This window comes from Streptomyces mesophilus, assembly GCF_011044995.1.
GTDB lineage: Bacteria > Actinomycetota > Actinomycetes > Streptomycetales > Streptomycetaceae > Streptomyces > Streptomyces mesophilus.
This window is the reverse complement of record NZ_JAAKZW010000011.1, coordinates 57877-74886: the sequence shown is the minus strand read 5'-3', so window position 1 is coordinate 74886 and position 17010 is coordinate 57877. Positions and strand designations below refer to the sequence as shown.

The window sequence follows — 17010 nt, the reverse complement described above, 5'->3', positions numbered from 1 at the left end:
GGGTGTCGGGCGGCGAATCGTTGGAAGCCACGGACGGCAGACCACTGAAAGCCACACCCGACACCCCCGGTTGAGCCAACCCTACGAATGGCTCGCTCATCCCGATCAACAAGGTAGGGACCACTGAGCCACATCGGAACTACTCATCTAGACGTCCTCGACGCCGAGCGGTCCGCACACCATCAGGCGGCGGACCGTACGCATGAGCCACCCGCGCCGAGGCGAAGGCGGACCGGGCGAGCGGATGGCGAGTGTCTCCGATCAGTGGCGGATATCGGCGCACACGCGTGCCTTCGTCGAGCTGGCAAAGTCGGCAATACGGAGGGCGACGTCCGCGTTGCGACCTTCCCGCCGCGGTGCCCGACCACTGGTGCTACGGCCTGTGTCCCACCGTGAGGAGGTGCGAGGAAGCGGCGAGGAGCTCGGGGTACGGTTCGGCGAGCCGCGCCGCGGTCGGAGCCGACTGGAACAGGCCTGACTCGATGTCCAACGGCTCCTTCGTGTGTTGCTCGACCGCCTTGAGCATGGCCCACGTTGGGCCCTCGATCCCGAACACGGCGGTGCGTTCGAACCCCGCCTCCGCGACCTCCTGCAGCAGCTGCTCGCCGCGGTGGAAGTACATCTTGGTGAACGCCTTCTGGCCGTCGTGAAAGTGGCGCTCGAGGATCGTGCTGATCGAGTGCAGCATCCGTTCGGTGTGCAGGTGCTGGTACGACGTGTGCTCGAAGAGAGAGGCGTACCGGTTCACCCCGGCCGCGGCGAGCAGGCCGCCCGGTTTGAGGACGCGCTTCGCTTCGGTGAGCGCCTGGTCCCGCTCCCCGCGCTCCAGCAGGTGGTAGAGGGGGCCGAACAGCAGCACCACGTCGTACGAGGCGTCCGGGGCGGCGAGTCGGCGTGCATCGCCGAGCTCGGCATTCAGCCCGGCGGCTCGGGCAGTCGTGATGTGACGCTCGACGGGGTCGATCAGGTCGACCGCGTATCCGTCCTTCGCCAGCCAGGCGGCTCCTCTGCATCGACGAACTCGGCTACACGGAACTCGACCGCCGCGGCGCCGAGCTGCTCTTCCAGGTGCTGACCGAACGCGAGGAGAAGAACAGCCTGGCCATCGCCTCCAACGAAAGCTTCGGCGGCTGGACCAAGACCTTCACCGACCCCCGTCTCTGCGCAGCGATCGTCGACCGGCTCACCTTCGGCGGCAACATCATCGACACCGGAACCGAGTCCTACCGACTTGCCCACACCAAGGCACGGGCCGAGCAGAAACCCGATAGCTGACCACGATTGAGCACCCACCACTGACTGGCTGCGACGGATAGAGTCGATCACCTTTACGAGATCGCTCTCGCCTTGGTGCAGGGCAGACCAAGGGAGTCGCCGATGAACCAGCCTGAGTCGCGGCACGCCGACCGCATGGCTGCCCATGGGGCAGTCAGCACGCATCTGTCCCTGCTGAGCGACCAACGGCTCACCGACATCGTGGCCGGCGCCACCCCGCTCGGGTCCGGCATCGGGGGCAGGTCCGCGAAGCTGGATATCGCCGGAACCCCGGTCTTCGTCAAGCGAGTCCCGCTGACGGACATCGAGTTGCAGCGGCAGCATGCGCGATCGACAGCAATATCTTCGGACTGCCGCTGTTCTACCAATACGGGGCTGGCTCCGCCGGATTCGGAGCATGGCGTGAACTGGCCGTGCACACCATGACCACCAACTGGGTCCGCACCGATGCATACTCCGGTTTTCCGCTGATGCATCACTGGCGCATCCTGCCCGATTCGCCTCCCAAGGGCTTCGCCGACGAGCTCGGAGGCATCGACGGGGCCGTCACGCACTGGGACGCATCACCGGCTGTGCGCCGGCGGTTGGAGGCCATCAGCCAGTCCTCGTCCAGCCTGGTCCTTTTCCTGGAGTATCTGCCGCAGACGCTCGCCTCGTGGCTCAAGGACCAGCGAAGAGCCGCCACGGCTGCGAACAGCGACGGTTCCCTCTACTCCTGGGTGGACGCGGCCTTGGCGCGCGGGACCGCATTCATGAGCGCGCGCGGGCTCGTTCACTTCGACGCCCATTTCGACAACATCCTCACCGACGGCCATCGGATCTACTTCGCCGACTTTGGTCTGGCCCTCCACTCTGGCTTCGAGCTCTCAGCGGACGAGACCGACTTCCTCTCCAAGCACCGCGCATACGATCGCTGCCACACCGCCCACCACCTGCTTCGCCATCACCTGCCCGACGACATTCGCGGCAACACGGATCATGAAGCCTTCCTACGAGGCTGGATCGAGGGCCGAAGGCCCGACGGCGTCCAGCCCGAGATCGCCGCGATCATCGACCTACACGCCCGGTCCGCCGCCATCCTGGACGACTTCTACCGCCGCTTCCTCACGCAGAACAAGCGAACACCGTTCCCGTCCGCCGACATCGAGCAAGCCTGCCTCGCCGACCCCCAGCTCTCAGACGTCCAACGACGCTAAGCCGCAGTCGCCTGCTCCACCCTGGGAGAGACGTTGCTCAATCTCATCGATATTTCTGCGTTCTGAGGTCATCGAGTGCTGCCCAAACTCGACGACAAACGCTGCCCACGGAGACCTACGCAGCCAGCCTCAAAAGCAACATCTCGGCGGTTGATCCTGGAGACGCACAAAATGACGCGGTCGTTGCAGCGCCGCGGTTCCTCCCTGACGCAAGTCCCATGCAACGAAGGGAGTTTCATCCTCCATAGGGTGAACTCATGCCGCTCCGTGCAACTTCGAGCTCGGACCAGTCGTCCCGGCTTGCATGAACGAACAGCACATCAGCGAGCCTGGCCTTGTCGTCGTCGAGGTCGTTGCTGGCACCGAGGCCACTGCCAAGCGCGCGATCTCGGAGATCAGTCAGTTGTGGGCGAGTAGCGGCGCGAGCAAGGTGTGGCGTGTCCCCGGTGAGCCCGGGGTGCGCGTGAACGCATACGCAGACATCAGGCGAAGGGCCGAGGATGAGGAGGGTTTGCTGTAGCTCTGCGGCCTCGGGCGCAGGCTTGGCCCTCGCGGCCAGTTGCACACACGCGGAATTGTGGCCTGATGCGTCAGCCACGGGAGCGGGAAACCTTGGCCCGGTGCATGAGCCAGCATGTACCGGCGGGAAGTCTCGAATTAATGGCAGGCAGCCGCTACCGTGCCGAGTGGAGCCCTCCTGGTGGACCCGACACCTGCCAAGAGGGCTTCTTCGTACTCAACCCTTCAGGACCTCTACTTCGCGAGCCCGGACGGCAAGCTCCCGCACTGAGCGCACCTTGGAGTGAGGCCGGAGCCGGGTGCGCATGGTGGCGAAGTGCTCGTCTCCGCGGGCGCTGCTTACGTGCTCGTACTCGTCGAGGAACCGGCCCCATGAGCGGCATGCGGCGTCCAAGTGCCCGTAGGCGAACTGCCTTTGTGCGAGCACCGCGTACGAATGCACGCGGCCCTGTCGTTCGTGCGGCTGCTGCACGCGGATCGAGTCCTTCAGTGCCTTGATGCTCCCTGGCATGTCCCCGGTCTCGTTCAGTACGTGGGAGACGTGGAACAGGTATGCCGTCTGGTCGTACCCGCCGATCGCGTCGCGCCGGTTGTCCGCCTTCGACAGGGCTTCCTCGGTCTCCCGGAGCCTGTGAAAGGCCTGCGTCTTGTTGCCCACCATTGCCTCAGCGTGGGCCTGTTGGCCGCGTAGGAACGCGACCAGGCGGGGGCCGGCGGATGGCGCTGCCTCAGCAGCAGAGTCGGCCAGTTCGAGAGCGAGCGGGGCGTGCCGCAGGTTCGAGGCCTGAAGGCTCATCCCGCGCAGCGTGCGGCAGTACGTCACGTGGTCTTCGGCGTCGGCCGCCAAGCGCAGGGCCTTGGTGTAGTACGTCTGGCCCAGTCCATGGGCCTTCTCGTACATGGCCATCCAGCCCGTGAGGTACACGAGATCGGATGCCGCGGCGAGCATGCTCTTACGCACGGGCTCGGTGGCCTCAGCCCTTAGCCACGGGCCAACCGTGTTGGTGAGGAATGCGGCCGCCATGGGGCGGGCATGGCCGGCTCCGAGTTCGTCGAGGATGTCGGCGATCCGGTCGGTCATCGTTCTTACGGCGCGCACCTGTGCCTCGCCGATGCGTACGGTCTTCTTGCCTGGGGAGACGGGTTCGCCTGCGTGGGCTGTGAGGCTCTCGAAGAGGGGCACCACCAGGGCCGCCGAGAACAGTCCGGCGGCCACCACCTTGCGGCGAGTTGGGTCCATGTCCGCCCTTGTGAGGTCGATCAGTTCCTCGACAGTGTCACCCCCGTCCGCGGCCTGGGGCGCCACAAGGCCAGCCTCGGCGTGCGTGACAGGGCGGCGGAGCTTCCGCTCGAATGCGGCCAGAATTAGCGCCCTGACCTGCTCCCTTGGCTGCGTGCCACGGATCCAGTGCGCTACAGACGACTGCCCGTAAGCCAGCGTCATGCCGGCTTCCTGGCCGAGCCGATTCACTTGCTGAGCTAGCTGAGTCTCGGACCAATTTGCCTGCTCAAGAAGGCTCTTGAGCCCGGCGTTGGGTGTGCGCGAGCGGTTCGCCATTGGAACTCCCGACAGCGTTCATGGCTTTCATACTCCGACCTGCTTTTAACGCTACCCGCCAACAGCCCCCCGACGGTTACCTCTTCGTAAGCAATCAGGCCAACGAGGGGACCAGTTCGGTGAGCACCGTGGACCAGGAACACCGCAGAGCGACTTCCGACCGACCTGGGGCCGATACGCGGCCGATCGACGTGGATCAGATCGACGCCGACACCGCGTGGGCGCTGCAGATCCGCTTCGACGTCCCTAACCGGGCGGCCGTCGACCGGCACCTGCTCCGGGTGAGGGGCGCTCTTAACCTCCTCGTCCGCGAGGGCCTGGCGGAGAGCAATCCGGATGCACGCGGCCTCTACCGGGAGGCGTACCGGCTCCTCGATTTGCACCAGAACTTCGAGGAGCTCACGGACGCCCAGGCCTATGAACACCTGCGGGGCCTCGCACGCGTCACTCGTACGTTCGCCGTTCTCTGCCGCCGCCGCTGATCACCCTGCCCCGTCGGCTCGCATCCCCTGGACCGGTCGAGCCGGCGGGGCGGGGCCCATATTCCTCGACGAGGAGGACGCGATGACTCGCCACCTTGCCGCAGACGCTGCCCGGCAGACTGACTGGACCGCGCTGCAGAACTTCGCCGCCCTGCGCGGGCAGCTCCGCGTCTCGTTGACGCCGGTGTGCAACATCGGCTGCTGGTTCTGCCACAACGAGGCAGACACCCCGCCCCGGCTGACTCGCGCAGACCGCACCCTGCATCATCGGCCTCGGACGTATCGGGCCGAGGACTTCCTGACCGTGATCAACACGCTTCGGGAGTCCGGGCTGAAGCGGGTCTACTTCACCGGCGGTGAACCACTCACCTCGCCGCTCGCCCGCGACGTCCTCACCGGCCTGGCCCCCGCCGGCGTCGACGGCTCGTACACCCTGATCACCAACGGCACCCGCGTGCGGCACAACCGCGCCTGGCTCAACCACGCACCGCTGGACAAGATCAAGGTCTCGCTGCACTACTTCTCCGACGCCACGTTCACCGCGATCGCCGGGACCCGGCTGCCCGTCTCCACGGTCCTGGACGGCATCGACGCGGCGCAGGAGATGTTCGAGCGTGTCGAGCTCAACTGCCTGCTGCAGCAGGAGAATGCGCACGAGATCCGGCCCATACTCGACTACGCCCTCGCCCGGCGGCTGCCGATCCAGTTCATCGAGCTCGTCGGCACCGACTTCAACACCGACCGCGCCTCCTCCGCTCTCCCCGCCGATGACCTCGTGGCGTATCTGCGCACCCTCACCAGCGAGGAGCACGTGGAGATCGCCGGCGTCGGTCAGGGGCGGCGCGTGTTCCGTATCGACGGGGTGGAGGTCGACGTCATCCATCGCGACCTCGGCCGCCACCACGTCGGGCAGTGTGGGCCGTGCCCGCTCCGTACGAAGTGCGTCGAGGGGTTCTGGGCCCTGCGCGTTGACCACGCCGGCGGCATCCAACCGTGCCTGCTGCGCGAGGACCTCCGCCTGAACGTCAACAACCTGCTGAGTAAGCCGGACCAGCTCGCGGCCGCGGTCGCCGAGCACGTGACCGCCTTCACCGAGGGGACTCTGTGAGCACCCTTCCCACCCCGTACGAGCCGATCGAATACGACGGCCCGCAGGGCCCGTTCATTGTCTTGGAAGGCGTCTCCGGCATCGGTAAGTCGACGCTTGCCGCCCTGCTTGCCCGGCGCCTGGACGGCTCGCGGCTACACACGCTCGCCGACCCGCACACCGGATGGTCCGACACCGCCAACCGCCAGTTCAACGCGCTGCCGCAGTTCGCGTTTTACCTCTCCGGGCTGCTGCACGTCTCCGACCGAATACGAGCTTGCCGGCCGATCGGCCCTGTGATCGCCGACCGGTACGTCTCCTCGGTCACCGCCTGCCACGCCGCCGCCCACGGCCTGGACCCCGCCGACGTGGCCCACCTGATCGATCCGTTCCGGCCCTCCCTCGCCACCCCGGACCACACGTTCTATCTGCACTGCTCGGCGGCCGTGCTGCGCGAGCGCCTGCGGTCCAAGACCGACACCAAGCAGGACGACACCGACCTGTTCGACGTGCCCGGCCGACTGAAACAACTCACCGAGAACTTCCGACAGGTGGCCGACAGCGACCCCACGGCAACCGTCCTGAACACCGACTCGATGAGCCCGACTGAACTCGCCGATGCCATCTGCACCCACATGGAGCGCACCCGTGCTTAACCCCATCCATGCCGAAGCTGTGATCTACGACCACGCCGCCCAAGGCAGCTACCCGGGCGACATCCACGAGAGCGTCGCCTGGTGGATGGCCGCCTGCCTCGTCGTCACCGCCCGCACCCACCACCTCTACGTGGCCCACGACGGGCACCAGGTCAGCCGTCTGTTTCATCAGAAGGCGTGCCAGGGCGCCACCAACGCCCAGCACTACGCCTGCACGGTCCACGACCTCGGGCACACCGACGAGCTGGTGTTCCTGGACGCCGTGCGCGAAGCCGGCGCACCCGGCCTACGCATCCGCACCGCCGAGCAGACCTGCGGCCCGCACGTCGTGATCGCCCTGTTCGGCCCGGACGGTAAGCCCCTGGACGAGGACGCCGGACTCCTCGCCATCCGCCGCATGATCGCCGAGGACCGCGTACCGATCCCCGTCAACACCTCGTCCAAAGGCCGCATCCAACCCCACCCCTAGCCCCAGGGAGCCCGTGATGATCGACGCAGCCGGCATCATCCGCAGCGGCACCAACATCTTGTTCGTCACCCTCGATTCGCTGAGGTACGACACCGCCCACACCGCCCTGGCCAAGGGCCAGACACCGGGCCTCGGCGCGCTCCTGCCCGACGGCAGGTGGGAGCGGCGCCACACGCCCGGCACCTTCACCCTTCCCGCGCACATGGCGTTCTTCTCGGGGTTCCTGCCGAAGCTCCCCACCCCAGAGCAGCCGCCGCGCCTGTGGGAGTGCAAGCCCCCGGCGTTCAAGACCGTGGGCCCCGAGACATTCGTCTTCGACGCACCTAGCCTTCTCGCGGGCCTCGGCCAGCACGGCTACCGCACTGCGTGCGTCGGGGGCGTCACCTACTTCTCCCGCGAGACCCCGCTCGGCTCGGTGCTGCCGGACATGTTCGACGAGGACCACTGGCGCCCCGAGTTCTGCTCGCCCGAAGCCGACTCCACCCGGCACCAGGTCGACCACGCGCTGACCGTCGCCGAACAGCACGCCACGGGTCCGCTGTTCCTGTTCGTCAACGTCTCAGCCACCCACGTACCCCACTGCCACTACACGGGCGACAGCACCGACACCCACGCCTCACAGCGTGCAGCCCTCGCGTACGCAGACGCCCACCTCGCTCGGCTGATCACCGAACTAACCCGTACCACACCGTGGTTGGTGATCCTGTGCGCCGACCACGGCGACGCCTTCGGGGAGAACGGCTACCACGGCCGCGGCATCGCCCACCCCAAGGTCATCAACGTTCCCTACGCCGCATGGCTCGCTCAGCCCGCTACGCTCGCCGCACATGAGCGAGCCCCACACCCCGCACAGCCCTGACGCCGCCATCGTCGTCGCCCGCGACAGCAACAACCTCGTCGCCATCCTCGAAGCCAACTTCCCCGCCCACGGCGGCGAGTTCCTGTTCCTGCCCGGCGGCCGCTTCGAGCCCGGCGAAACCTCTGAGCAGTGCGCACGTCGCGAACTCGCCGAAGAGGCCGGCGTCACCGCCACCCGGTGGCGCTCCCTCGGCCACTTCGCGATCACGCTCGGCTCCACCGCCCGCGTCCACCTCTTCGAAGCCCAAGACCTCACCCTCGGCCCGCAGTCCCTCACCGAAACCGAGCTGGACTTCAAGCTCTCCTGGTGGCCGATGGCCGACGCCGTCGCCGCTGCCGCCGATGGCCGCTTCCTGCTCCCTGCCGGGCCACTGGCCCTCATGCTCGCCGAGCGCGACCTCTTCCATCAGGAGGCAGCGCGCCGCATCACCGCGTAGACGCCAACAGGGAGGCGCCGTGCAGCGAGACCCCAGAAGCGATGCACGACTGATGCGCTGCGGTTCGTGGGCCCGCGCTTGCCGGAGTTGGCGGCTGCTGGTGTTATCCCCGCATAGCGGCCTGGACCTGGTCCAGGCGTGCGGTCCACCAGTGCAGTAGCGCCTCGTCGTCGAGGAACAGGCCATCGCAGCCGTGATCGCCGCGCTTGTAGTGGAAGCTCAGCTGCCAGAAGTCCGTCAGCCGCTTCCACCACAGCCTGCGTACGCCGTCGTCCAGAGCTTCGGCAGGCAGGTCGATCACCGTGCGGTAGCCGGCCACGAACGCCTGCACCCGCTCCAAGTCAAAGCGGCCGTCGACCCCGAACTGCACCTGCGCAGTCCGGGCGACTTCCTCGGCGTATGGGCGAACCCGAAGCCGGTCCCAGTCGAGCACAGCGGCGACCTGACCGTCACGCCACAGAACGTTGCGGTACTGGAAGTCGCCGTGCGTCCAACCGTACGGGCCGGCGGGAACCTCACTGAGCGGGTAGTCGTCGGCGTGCTGGGCCAGGAGCTGCTTGCGCTGCTCGAGGAGCTCGGCAACCGACATGTCGAACGACGTTTGGGCGTCGAGCGCGGCGATCGTGGTCAGGTATCCATCGGCCTTCTGTGCTGCCTGCGCGGCGGGGGTGACCTCCGCCGTCGGTGGGGCGGCGGGCACCGGGGCAGGAGGGCTCGCGGCCAGCGCTTGATGGATGTGGCCGAGCCGTACGCCGAGGCCGGAAGCTTGGTCCAGCCTCAGGTCTCGGCCTCGCACGTGGACGCCGTCGACCCACTCGATGACGCAGTAGCCGCGGTCTTCGATCTCTGCCACGGTGTCACCGCTGGTACTGATCATCGGGGTGCACACCGGGATGTCGTTGGCGGCCAGGCCGGACAAGGTGCCCAGATTGCGGCGGGCCGCGTCGAGCGGCACATCCAGGATCTGCTTGACCGCGAAGGCGCCTCGCTTGGTGCTGATGCGCCAGTTTCGGTTCATCAGGCCGTCCGCCAGATACTGGGGCGCCTCAGTGACCTCGCCCAGATCGAAGGCGTCGACAACCGCGATGAGGTCCTGGGTCAGCGATCCGGAGCCTGCTTCGTTCGCTCCAGCGAGATTGGTCACCCGCCGGAGACTACGCCTCCCAAGCCAGTACAAAACATCCTTCGCTGATGTCGATCGGACATCGCAGCTCACAGACCGGAACCAGGCATCTCGCCTCGATCCGTGACGCGAGCGTGGCGTGATGGCTGGCCCGGATCTACCCGAGTAGTGCCACGACTGCCAGCAGCAGGCACACGAAGCCAACGAAAATACGGCCGCCTCGATCCCCGTAGGGTCGGGGCGGCCCGTCATTTAGCCGAGGAACCAACGCCATGCCTGTGCCCCGCGCCCAATGGCAGGATCTCCCCGCCGAGACCCGCGCCGCCGTCGAGCAGCACACCGGCCCCGTACTCGAAGCAACCACGGCCAGCGCCGGAATGAACAGCGGCATTGCCGCCACCGTCCGCACCGCCGATGCGCTGCTCTTCGTCAAGGGCATCCCCACCGACCACCCCCAGGCCCGCCACCAGGAATTAGAGGCCGCGATCAACCCGCACCTCCCCGCAGCCTCCCCGCGGATACTGTGGCGCGTCCAAACCGCCGGGTGGGACCTGCTCGGGTACGAGCGCATCGAAGGCCGGCACGCCGACTACGCCCCCGGCTCGCCCGACCTGCCGCTCGTCACCGACGCACTCACCGAGCTTCAGCGCACACGATGCCCCAACCTGCCCATCAAGCGGGCCGAGCAACGATGGTCGAGCTACGCAGGCCCCGCAGGCGTCCACCAACTCGCCGGCGACACCCTGCTCCACACGGACTACGCGCCGGACAACATCCTGATCACCGGCCGCGCCCACATCATCGACTGGGCATGGCCCACCCTCGGCGCCGCCTGGATCGACCCCGCCGTCCTCGCACTCCGCCTCATGGACGCCGGCCACTCCGCACACAGCGCCGACCAATGCGCACGCCAGATCCCCTCATGGCAGACCGCGCCACACGACGACGTCGCCGCATTCTCCGGCGCCAACGCCCGCCTGTGGGACGAAATCGCCCGCAGCGACCCCCAGCCGTGGAAGAAGAGCATGGCCCGTCACGCTCACGACTGGCTCACCTACTGGCGCCAGCTCCCTGGTTCGTATCCCTGAGACGACCCGGTTCCCTGGCCGGGTTGTCGACTATGGGGAAACAGACGTGACAGGCGAGGACAGCTGGTGAAGACTCGCGTCGTGCGCGATCGAATAGAAACCTCCTCTGGCCTGGTGCTGCGCAGATGGATGGCCGAGGACGCCCACGCAGTTATGGACGCGTTTGCGGATCCGCTCATGCGTGGCCAGTCCGTCGAACCGGTTGATTCTGTCCAGGCCGCCGAGCAGTGGATCACGGCCCGGGCTGAGCATTGGGCCGCGGACCATGCCTATTCCTTCGCCGTCGTCGATGACGGCGGCCTCGTTCTCGGCCAGGTGCGTCTTGGCCCAGTGGATCGGCGTCATGCCGTTGGATGGGTGTCCTATTGGACAACGGCAGCGGCCCGGGGCCAGGGCATAGCCTCCCGTGCCTGCCATGCTGTGGCCCGCTGGGCTTTCGACGATGCGGACCTCTTCCGGCTGGAGCTTGGGCACCGGGTCAACAATCCCGCCTCATGCGGAGTTGCTCGCGCCGCTGGTTTCGCAGTGGAAGGACACCAACGACAGAAGCTCGAATACGACGGTGTCCGCGTAGACGTGGAACTCCATGCCCGCCTGGCAACGGATCCAGAGCCCGCGTCGTTGTGAGGCAAGCCAACGACTCCGGGTGGGTTGGAACACACCAGAAGGACGAACCACAGATCCGCGCGCTGGGCTTGCCGACGGGCGGAGAGTGGATTCAGATGCGCGAGTTGCGCAGCGACTGCCATACGGCGCCGGCCAGCGCCCGCGTCGACCGCGGGACCGACAGATGCTCGTGCTCGCGGTACAGGGACCAGTTGTACTGCACCAGGGACAGCTTGTTGGATGACAGCGATCCCGCCTGGTGGGCCCGGTACACCGCGAGCGGCTCGGCCAGGCCGCGGGCGTCCGCGCCGTCCCGCATGATCGACAGCCATAGGGCGTAGTCCTGGCGCTTGCGCATCTCGGGCATCAGCCGAGTGCCGAGGACCTTGCGGTCGTACATGGCGGTCAGAGCGCCGATGTAGTCCCGGCGCAGCATCGCGCGGTAGTCCACATGCTCGCGCGCCCGGACCACCCGTCCGTTCGGGATCCAGTCGGTGCTCTCACCGGGATAGTCGGCGTCCATCTTGAAGTACGAGGTGAACGTCAAAGGCGCGGTGGCCTGCGCGGCGAAGGCGAGCTGCTTCTCGGTCTTCTCGGGAAGCCACATGTCGTCACTGTCGAGGAACGCGACGTAGTCTCCGCGGGCCCGCTCGATCGCCAGGTTGCGGGCCCGGCCCGCACCGCCCCGCTCAGGCGCCGACTGCGGCAGGATGCGCTCGTCCTGCTCGGCGAATGCGCGCAGCAGGTCCATCGAGCCGTCGGAGGACTGGTCATCGGTGACCAGCAGCTCCAGGTCGCTGTGGGTCTGCGTGAGCACCGACCGGACAGCCGAGCCGAGGGTGGCTGCCGAGTTATACACGGGCATCACGACCGACACCAGGGGCACAGCGCTTCTCCTTGCCAGACCAAGAACGACAGTCCATTCAAACATCGCAGTTGCGTGCCGGCGCTCGTCTCGGGATCGGTGAGCACGTTCGGCGACGGCTGTCACCCCGGTTCGCCCGGCCAACACGGCGCCCAACATCCTGCTCGCGCGTGAGTTCTTCGGCGGCGCCGAGTTGTCCGGAGGCCAGTGGCAACGCCTGGCCTGTGGTCGAGCCCTGTACAGGCGTACCCCCTTGGTGATCCTGGATGAGCCGACGTCTCAGCTGGACAGGCGTGGTGAGCACGCCGTCTTTGAATAGGTGCGCCGCATCGCCGCCGACCGCATGACGATTGTCGTCACGCACCGCCTGGAGAACACGAAGGTCACCGACCGGATCATCGTGATGGAGGACGGCCGCATCACCGAACAAGGCACCTACGACGACCAGGTCCACGGCGGCGGCGTGTACGCCGAACTGCTCGCTTTGTCCCACGAACGCTAAGCAATCCCTTCGCCGGTCCCGCCGCTCGGCGGGGCCGGTGGCCGATGGCTCCGAACAGAATCGAGGCACCCATGGCCGATGGCTTCGCCGACCTCCCCACGGCGCGAGAAATCTGGACCCGGTACGGGCAGATGCAGCTCGATCGCGCGTACATGCCGAAGGTGCCCGAGCAGCTGCAATGGGGGTTTTGGGCCGGTGTCGGCCCAGGCACCGAAGCGCTCGGGCCCATCCGCGGCAGGCGCGTCCTTGATATTGGCTCAGGGCCAGGGCACCACGCCGTGCACCTGGCACGCGACCATGGCGCCCTCGTGGACGCCATCGAGCTGTCACCCACGCAACATCAGCGCGCGGTCGAGCACTTCACCAACGAGCCCAGCGTACGGTTCGTCAACGCCGACGTCGTGGATCACTTGCGCACCGCCGAACCCTACGACGCGGCCTACGCGATTTGGACCTTCGCCTGCATCGACCCGCACCACGTGCTGCCCGCACTGCGAGACAGCCTGCGCGATGGCTCGCTGCTCGTGTTTTCTGCCCTCCACACGAATCTCCATGGGCAGGGCCCGACGCCCACCGTGACACCCCGTCCGGAGGCCATCTTGGTCAATGGCGAGCAGCCCATTGCGAGTAAGGCTTGGGCGCTCACCCCGCAGCTCTGGCAGGACCTGCTCTCCCACTACGGCTTCCGAGTCGAGCAGTGCGATGTCCTCCACGCGCCCGAGGCGGACAATCTTGTGGCTGTGACCTTCATCCGTGCCCGCCGGCGGGGGAGCAGCGCGCGGCGAACGGTTTGTCGGCCTCGGACCGCGGAGCCACTCGCCCCCCACGCAGCCGTCGGGGTCGGCGCCATCGTGTATGGCGAGAAGGGGCTACTCCTGGGTCGGCACAAGCTCGGCACGTTCGAGCTCCCCGGTGGGTCCCTGGAGGGTGGCGAATCGCTCGAGGAAACGGCTGTACGCGAACTCGCAGAGGAATGCGGTCTCATCGCCGACCCGCAGGACGTCACGCTCCTGGGAACCTTGGTCGACCACGTCGCAGGCGTCCCGAGAGTCACTGTGGGGGCGCTCATCAACCGATGGGAGGGCGAACCGCATGATCAGCCTGGTGAGAGCGTAGGCGACTGGCAGTGGTGGCCACTCGACAACCTGCCTCAGCAAGACCTGTTCGAATGCAGCGGGCAGATCCTTGCCGCATGGCGCCCTGACGTGCCTATCGACGCCCCGTCGGCGCACTACAGCCCCTTCCGGCGCGACTGACGCTCGTACGCGCTTGCACCAAGGACCAAGCATGATCCTGGTTGGGTCCGGCGGCCCCTCCTGCACCGCACGGGAGTACAGGTGACAGGCAACTCAACCGTTGACGTTCGATGAGCGAAGGGTGTTGCGCTGTACGTCAACCCGCGTAGCGATTCGGGGGAGGGGGGAACGGATAGGGACGGCAATAGTGCCCTGGCACCCGTAGTTGAACGGTCGTGCCTGCAGGAAGACCGGTTTCCTCTGGCTCGAGACGGCACCCGCGCCTGAGTAGGAGACCGCCGAGTCCGAGGTGCCGGACCGCTCCTACACGTGGGTGGTCGCGGCCGAGGTCGAGGGCATCCCGAAGATCCAGAGGTCTACTGCAAGGCTGGCCGGTGCTCCTTCGCCGAAGTCCAGGGCACCGACGGCGAAGAGACGATCGACAACCGGTATCTCGGCGGCGGGGACCAGTCCAAGCGCGCCAAGAGGACGATCCCCACCCTCCCGCGAAAGCACGGCTGAACCCCGGCGGGACGATCAACTGGCCGATACATCTACTACTCCTCACCAACAGGAACGGAAGCACTCTCTCGTGAACAGCCCCGTCGCCTATGGCGATATCAAGGCCGCTACCGACCGCGTGAACGGGCACATCCGCCCCATCACCCTCGCCCCGCTTGACCCCGGGGCGATCCGCACCGCACTCCGCGACCCGCTCGACGACCAAGCCCCCACGCCGTGCCGTGTGTGGGCTGCGATGGAGTTCATGCAGCACACCGGCTCCTTCAAGGCGCGCGGCGCACAGAACTTCATCCAGGCCCATAAAGAGGCCGGCACCCTGCCCGCCGCAGGTGTCACCATCGCGTCGGGCGGAAATGCCGGGCTGGCCTGCGCCTGGGCCGCCGCCCAACAGGGCGTGGCCGCGACGGTGTTCCTGCCCACCACCGCCCCGCCGGTGAAAGTCGACAGACTCCGTGCCTACGGCGCCGACGTCCAGCTCGTCGGCGGCGAATACGCCGAAGCCGCCGAAGCCTGCGCCGACTTTGCCCGGTCGTCGGGTGCGCTCGCCTCCCACGCCTACGACCACCCCTTGATCGCGGCCGGTGCGGGCACCCTGATGGAGGAGATCCACCAGCAGCTTCCGCAGGTCGACACCATCGTCGTCGCGGTCGGCGGCGGCGGCCTGTTCACCGGAATCGCAACCGCAGCCCAGCACCACGGCGTACGGGTCGTGGCCGTCGAGCCGGAGAACTGCCGCGCCCTGAACGCCGCCATCGAGGCCGGACACGTCGTGGACGTGCCCGTCGACTCGATCGCCGCCGACTCCCTCGGCGCCCGCCGCACCTCAACCATGGCCCTGCACGCGGCCCAACAGGACGGCGTGCACAGCATCCTTGTCCAGGACGAACAGATCATCGCGGCCCGCCAAGCCTTGTGGGACCACCGACGCGTGGCCGTCGAGTACGGGGCCGCCACCGCGCTCGCGGGGCTCATCGCCCCCGGGGCCTACGTGCCGCAGTGCGAGGAGAACGTCGTGGTGGTCCTGTGCGGCGCCAACACCGACCCCACCACCCTCACCCCCCGCCCGCTGTCATGACGCCCAAGACCATGGCCGACAAGGACACCCGGGAGACGACCGGGCGCATCAGAGCCTGCGCGCCCTGCGCGCCAGGCTGCGACCCGGTGGCAGCGTCGTTTTCTTCCGCCTTGCCCGTCGTCCCGTCACCATGGGGTGCGGCAGGCGTCGGACGAGGTGTTGGCCGCGTTCCTCGACGACCACAAGCCGCACAACCGCTGAAGCACCTGCTGCAGGCATCTCGAGTCAGCCCGTCGCGCAGTGCTGGCCGTCAGGAGCCGGACTTTGGGTAAGGGACAGCGGACTTCACCCGCCGCTCTACCTCGGCCCGCAGGGCGCTCACATCCTCGCGTGCGGCGTACACAGTAAGTGCCGACTGGAAGTTCTCGGCCGCTGTGCGCCAGGCCCGCCACTGAACCGCGTACGCCTCGCCGGCCAGCCCCGAAAGGCGCGCGTGCGCCGCAACAGCCAGGCTCCGCAAGGACAACAGGTGAGTGTCCGCCTCCGCCAACGAGGCGGCGCAGGCGTCCGCGGTGTACTCGTGATCCCACGCGGCGATACGTATGGAGTGCCCTTGGCCATCCTGCTTCAGTGGCAGCCGAGACGTCGCGCGACCGGCTTTCGCTCCGGCGCCGTAGTGGTGCGTCCAAATCTGATGGCCCCCGGGCGTGGTCCAAAACCCCTGCCGGTCGAGTGGCCAGACCGGGAAGGCCAGACCGGCCGGGGCCTTGCGGATGAAGTCGTCGAGGGTGATGGCGGTGGGTTCGGCTCCGGCGTGGGCAGCGCCGCAGCCGGCGAACCGGCCTTTGGGGCAGCGGTGTCCTTCACGTGCGGTGCAGGTCCACTCGAAGACCTTCCGGTAGCCACCGAGGATGCGGAGTTCGTACCGGGGGTTCTCGATCTGGGGGAGGGTGGCGATGTCGGAGCGGAGCATCGCTACCTTCGCTCCACGCGAGATGCTGTCGCTGTCCGTGTGCCATGCCACGGCGTCTCGCTTCGCGGCCAGCGCCCGCCGGGTGCGCAACTGCGGCCTGTACTTGGCCTTGAACGGCGAATGCTGCATCTCGTAGGAGACGCTCCGATCGCCCACCAGGAGGACGTCGGAGCGAGTCAGGCCGCCGACCTTCTCCCGCTTCGCGGTGAACCCTTCGCTCGAGCCAACACGTGCGACGCGGTCGCAATAGGCTTTGTGCTCGTCGCTTTCCAGTTCCTGATACGGATGGTCGGCGCTTTCGCCGGACTGGTGGGAGACGATGCGGCCGCCACGAGTGTAGGTCTTCATCCAGTGAGTGACACGGCTCTCCTCCCAGCACCAGGCGCACTTCACCAGAGCGCGACGGACGGAGTTGCAGTTGTCCTCGACGAGGCGTTCCCACTCGTCGTCGGTCATCTCGGCGGCATCGACCTTGCCTCGACCATCGGTGAGGTAGATCAAGTTGTTATGCACGCAGCTGCTCCTCGACCCGGGAACAGGCCGC

Annotated in this window: 16 protein-coding genes and 3 pseudogenes; 14 read left to right on the top strand and 5 right to left on the bottom strand. The window is 67.3% G+C overall.

The features are described from left to right. Positions 1 to 373: 373 nt before the first annotated feature. Positions 374 to 964: a class I SAM-dependent methyltransferase gene (locus G6045_RS06160; protein WP_328707670.1), complete on the bottom strand. Its 591-nt coding sequence runs from the start codon at positions 962 to 964 to the stop codon at positions 374 to 376. A 38-nt stretch (positions 965 to 1002) separates the two neighbouring features. On the opposite strand from G6045_RS06160, the pseudogene G6045_RS06155 reads away from it, so the two are divergent. The 3 genes and pseudogenes from G6045_RS06155 to G6045_RS41235 all read left to right on the top strand — a co-directional run. Beyond that, positions 1003 to 1275: pseudogene (locus G6045_RS06155) on the top strand (ATP-binding protein); the annotation flags it as partial. A 102-nt stretch (positions 1276 to 1377) separates the two neighbouring features. Next, positions 1378 to 2471: pseudogene (locus tag G6045_RS06150) on the top strand (protein kinase family protein). A 304-nt stretch (positions 2472 to 2775) separates the two neighbouring features. Next, positions 2776 to 2991 (top strand): DUF6207 family protein, encoded by a 216-nt coding sequence (locus tag G6045_RS41235; RefSeq protein WP_235967590.1) that lies wholly within the window; start codon positions 2776 to 2778, stop codon positions 2989 to 2991. A 216-nt stretch (positions 2992 to 3207) separates the two neighbouring features. Here the strand turns inward: G6045_RS41235 and G6045_RS06145 are convergent, their stop codons facing one another. After that, on the bottom strand, positions 3208 to 4548 hold the full coding sequence (locus G6045_RS06145) for a hypothetical protein (RefSeq protein WP_165330770.1): 1341 nt from the start codon (positions 4546 to 4548) through the stop codon (positions 3208 to 3210). A gap of 119 nt (positions 4549 to 4667) precedes the next feature. On the opposite strand from G6045_RS06145, the gene G6045_RS06140 reads away from it, so the two are divergent. The 6 genes from G6045_RS06140 to G6045_RS06115 all read left to right on the top strand — a co-directional run bounded on the left by G6045_RS06140 (position 4668) and on the right by G6045_RS06115 (position 8537). Continuing rightward, complete coding sequence (locus G6045_RS06140; RefSeq protein ID WP_165330769.1) at positions 4668 to 5030, top strand: hypothetical protein; 363 nt, start codon at positions 4668 to 4670, stop codon at positions 5028 to 5030. A gap of 82 nt (positions 5031 to 5112) precedes the next feature. Continuing rightward, positions 5113 to 6138, top strand: a complete 1026-nt coding sequence (locus tag G6045_RS06135) for a radical SAM protein (RefSeq protein ID WP_165330768.1) — start codon at positions 5113 to 5115, stop codon at positions 6136 to 6138. Beyond that, positions 6135 to 6773: a dTMP kinase gene (locus tag G6045_RS06130; protein ID WP_328707667.1), complete on the top strand. Its 639-nt coding sequence runs from the start codon at positions 6135 to 6137 to the stop codon at positions 6771 to 6773. Before G6045_RS06135 ends, G6045_RS06130 begins: the two co-directional genes overlap by 4 nt. Next, positions 6766 to 7242 (top strand): hypothetical protein, encoded by a 477-nt coding sequence (locus G6045_RS06125; RefSeq protein ID WP_165330767.1) that lies wholly within the window; start codon positions 6766 to 6768, stop codon positions 7240 to 7242. The genes G6045_RS06130 and G6045_RS06125 overlap by 8 nt, the downstream gene beginning before the upstream one ends. Before the next feature lie 16 nt (positions 7243 to 7258). Further along, positions 7259 to 8101, top strand: coding sequence for an STM4013/SEN3800 family hydrolase (locus G6045_RS06120; RefSeq protein ID WP_165330766.1), 843 nt, complete (start codon positions 7259 to 7261; stop codon positions 8099 to 8101). Further along, positions 8070 to 8537, top strand: coding sequence for an NUDIX hydrolase (locus tag G6045_RS06115; protein WP_165330765.1), 468 nt, complete (start codon positions 8070 to 8072; stop codon positions 8535 to 8537). Before G6045_RS06120 ends, G6045_RS06115 begins: the two co-directional genes overlap by 32 nt. A 103-nt stretch (positions 8538 to 8640) precedes the next feature. Here the strand turns inward: G6045_RS06115 and G6045_RS06110 are convergent, their stop codons facing one another. Further along, complete coding sequence (locus G6045_RS06110; protein ID WP_328707666.1) at positions 8641 to 9681, bottom strand: phosphotransferase; 1041 nt, start codon at positions 9679 to 9681, stop codon at positions 8641 to 8643. 251 nt (positions 9682 to 9932) lie between these two features. Between G6045_RS06110 and G6045_RS06105 the strand changes: the two genes are divergently transcribed. After that, on the top strand, positions 9933 to 10748 hold the full coding sequence (locus G6045_RS06105) for a protein kinase family protein (RefSeq protein WP_165330764.1): 816 nt from the start codon (positions 9933 to 9935) through the stop codon (positions 10746 to 10748). A 66-nt stretch (positions 10749 to 10814) separates the two neighbouring features. Next, positions 10815 to 11375 carry a GNAT family N-acetyltransferase gene (locus tag G6045_RS06100; RefSeq protein ID WP_328707665.1) on the top strand — a complete coding sequence of 187 codons (561 nt, stop codon included), beginning with the start codon at positions 10815 to 10817 and terminating at the stop codon, positions 11373 to 11375. A 91-nt stretch (positions 11376 to 11466) separates the two neighbouring features. On the opposite strand, the gene G6045_RS06095 is transcribed toward G6045_RS06100, so the two are convergent. Then, the gene (locus tag G6045_RS06095; protein ID WP_165330763.1) at positions 11467 to 12240 is read right to left on the bottom strand and encodes a glycosyltransferase family 2 protein; all 774 of its coding nucleotides are present in this window, start codon (positions 12238 to 12240) and stop codon (positions 11467 to 11469) included. Between the two features lie 139 nt (positions 12241 to 12379). Here G6045_RS06095 and G6045_RS06090 point away from each other — a divergent pair. The 3 genes and pseudogenes from G6045_RS06090 to G6045_RS06080 all read left to right on the top strand — a co-directional run. Then, positions 12380 to 12721 (top strand): annotated as a pseudogene (locus G6045_RS06090) (ATP-binding cassette domain-containing protein); the annotation flags it as partial. Positions 12722 to 12792: 71 nt separating this feature from the next. Further along, positions 12793 to 13977, top strand: coding sequence for a bifunctional class I SAM-dependent methyltransferase/NUDIX hydrolase (locus G6045_RS06085; RefSeq protein WP_165330762.1), 1185 nt, complete (start codon positions 12793 to 12795; stop codon positions 13975 to 13977). 571 nt (positions 13978 to 14548) lie between these two features. Continuing rightward, positions 14549 to 15553: a threonine/serine dehydratase gene (locus G6045_RS06080; RefSeq protein WP_165330761.1), complete on the top strand. Its 1005-nt coding sequence runs from the start codon at positions 14549 to 14551 to the stop codon at positions 15551 to 15553. A 250-nt stretch (positions 15554 to 15803) separates the two neighbouring features. Here the strand turns inward: G6045_RS06080 and G6045_RS41230 are convergent, their stop codons facing one another. Beyond that, positions 15804 to 16979 (bottom strand): hypothetical protein, encoded by a 1176-nt coding sequence (locus tag G6045_RS41230; RefSeq protein ID WP_235967588.1) that lies wholly within the window; start codon positions 16977 to 16979, stop codon positions 15804 to 15806. Positions 16980 to 17010 lie beyond the last annotated feature (31 nt).

What these genes read in the sequence shown, in the direction of transcription:
- G6045_RS06120 (WP_165330766.1), top strand. Translation starts at nt 7,259, where the DNA reads ATGATCGACGCAGCCGGCATCATCCGCAGCGGCACCAACATCTTGTTC.
- G6045_RS06085 (WP_165330762.1), top strand. Translation starts at nt 12,793, where the DNA reads ATGGCCGATGGCTTCGCCGACCTCCCCACGGCGCGAGAAATCTGGACC.
- G6045_RS06145 (WP_165330770.1), bottom strand. Translation starts at nt 4,548, where the DNA reads ATGGCGAACCGCTCGCGCACACCCAACGCCGGGCTCAAGAGCCTTCTT.
- G6045_RS06135 (WP_165330768.1), top strand. Translation starts at nt 5,113, where the DNA reads ATGACTCGCCACCTTGCCGCAGACGCTGCCCGGCAGACTGACTGGACC.
- G6045_RS41235 (WP_235967590.1), top strand. Translation starts at nt 2,776, where the DNA reads ATGAACGAACAGCACATCAGCGAGCCTGGCCTTGTCGTCGTCGAGGTC.
- G6045_RS06105 (WP_165330764.1), top strand. Translation starts at nt 9,933, where the DNA reads ATGCCTGTGCCCCGCGCCCAATGGCAGGATCTCCCCGCCGAGACCCGC.
- G6045_RS06115 (WP_165330765.1), top strand. Translation starts at nt 8,070, where the DNA reads ATGAGCGAGCCCCACACCCCGCACAGCCCTGACGCCGCCATCGTCGTC.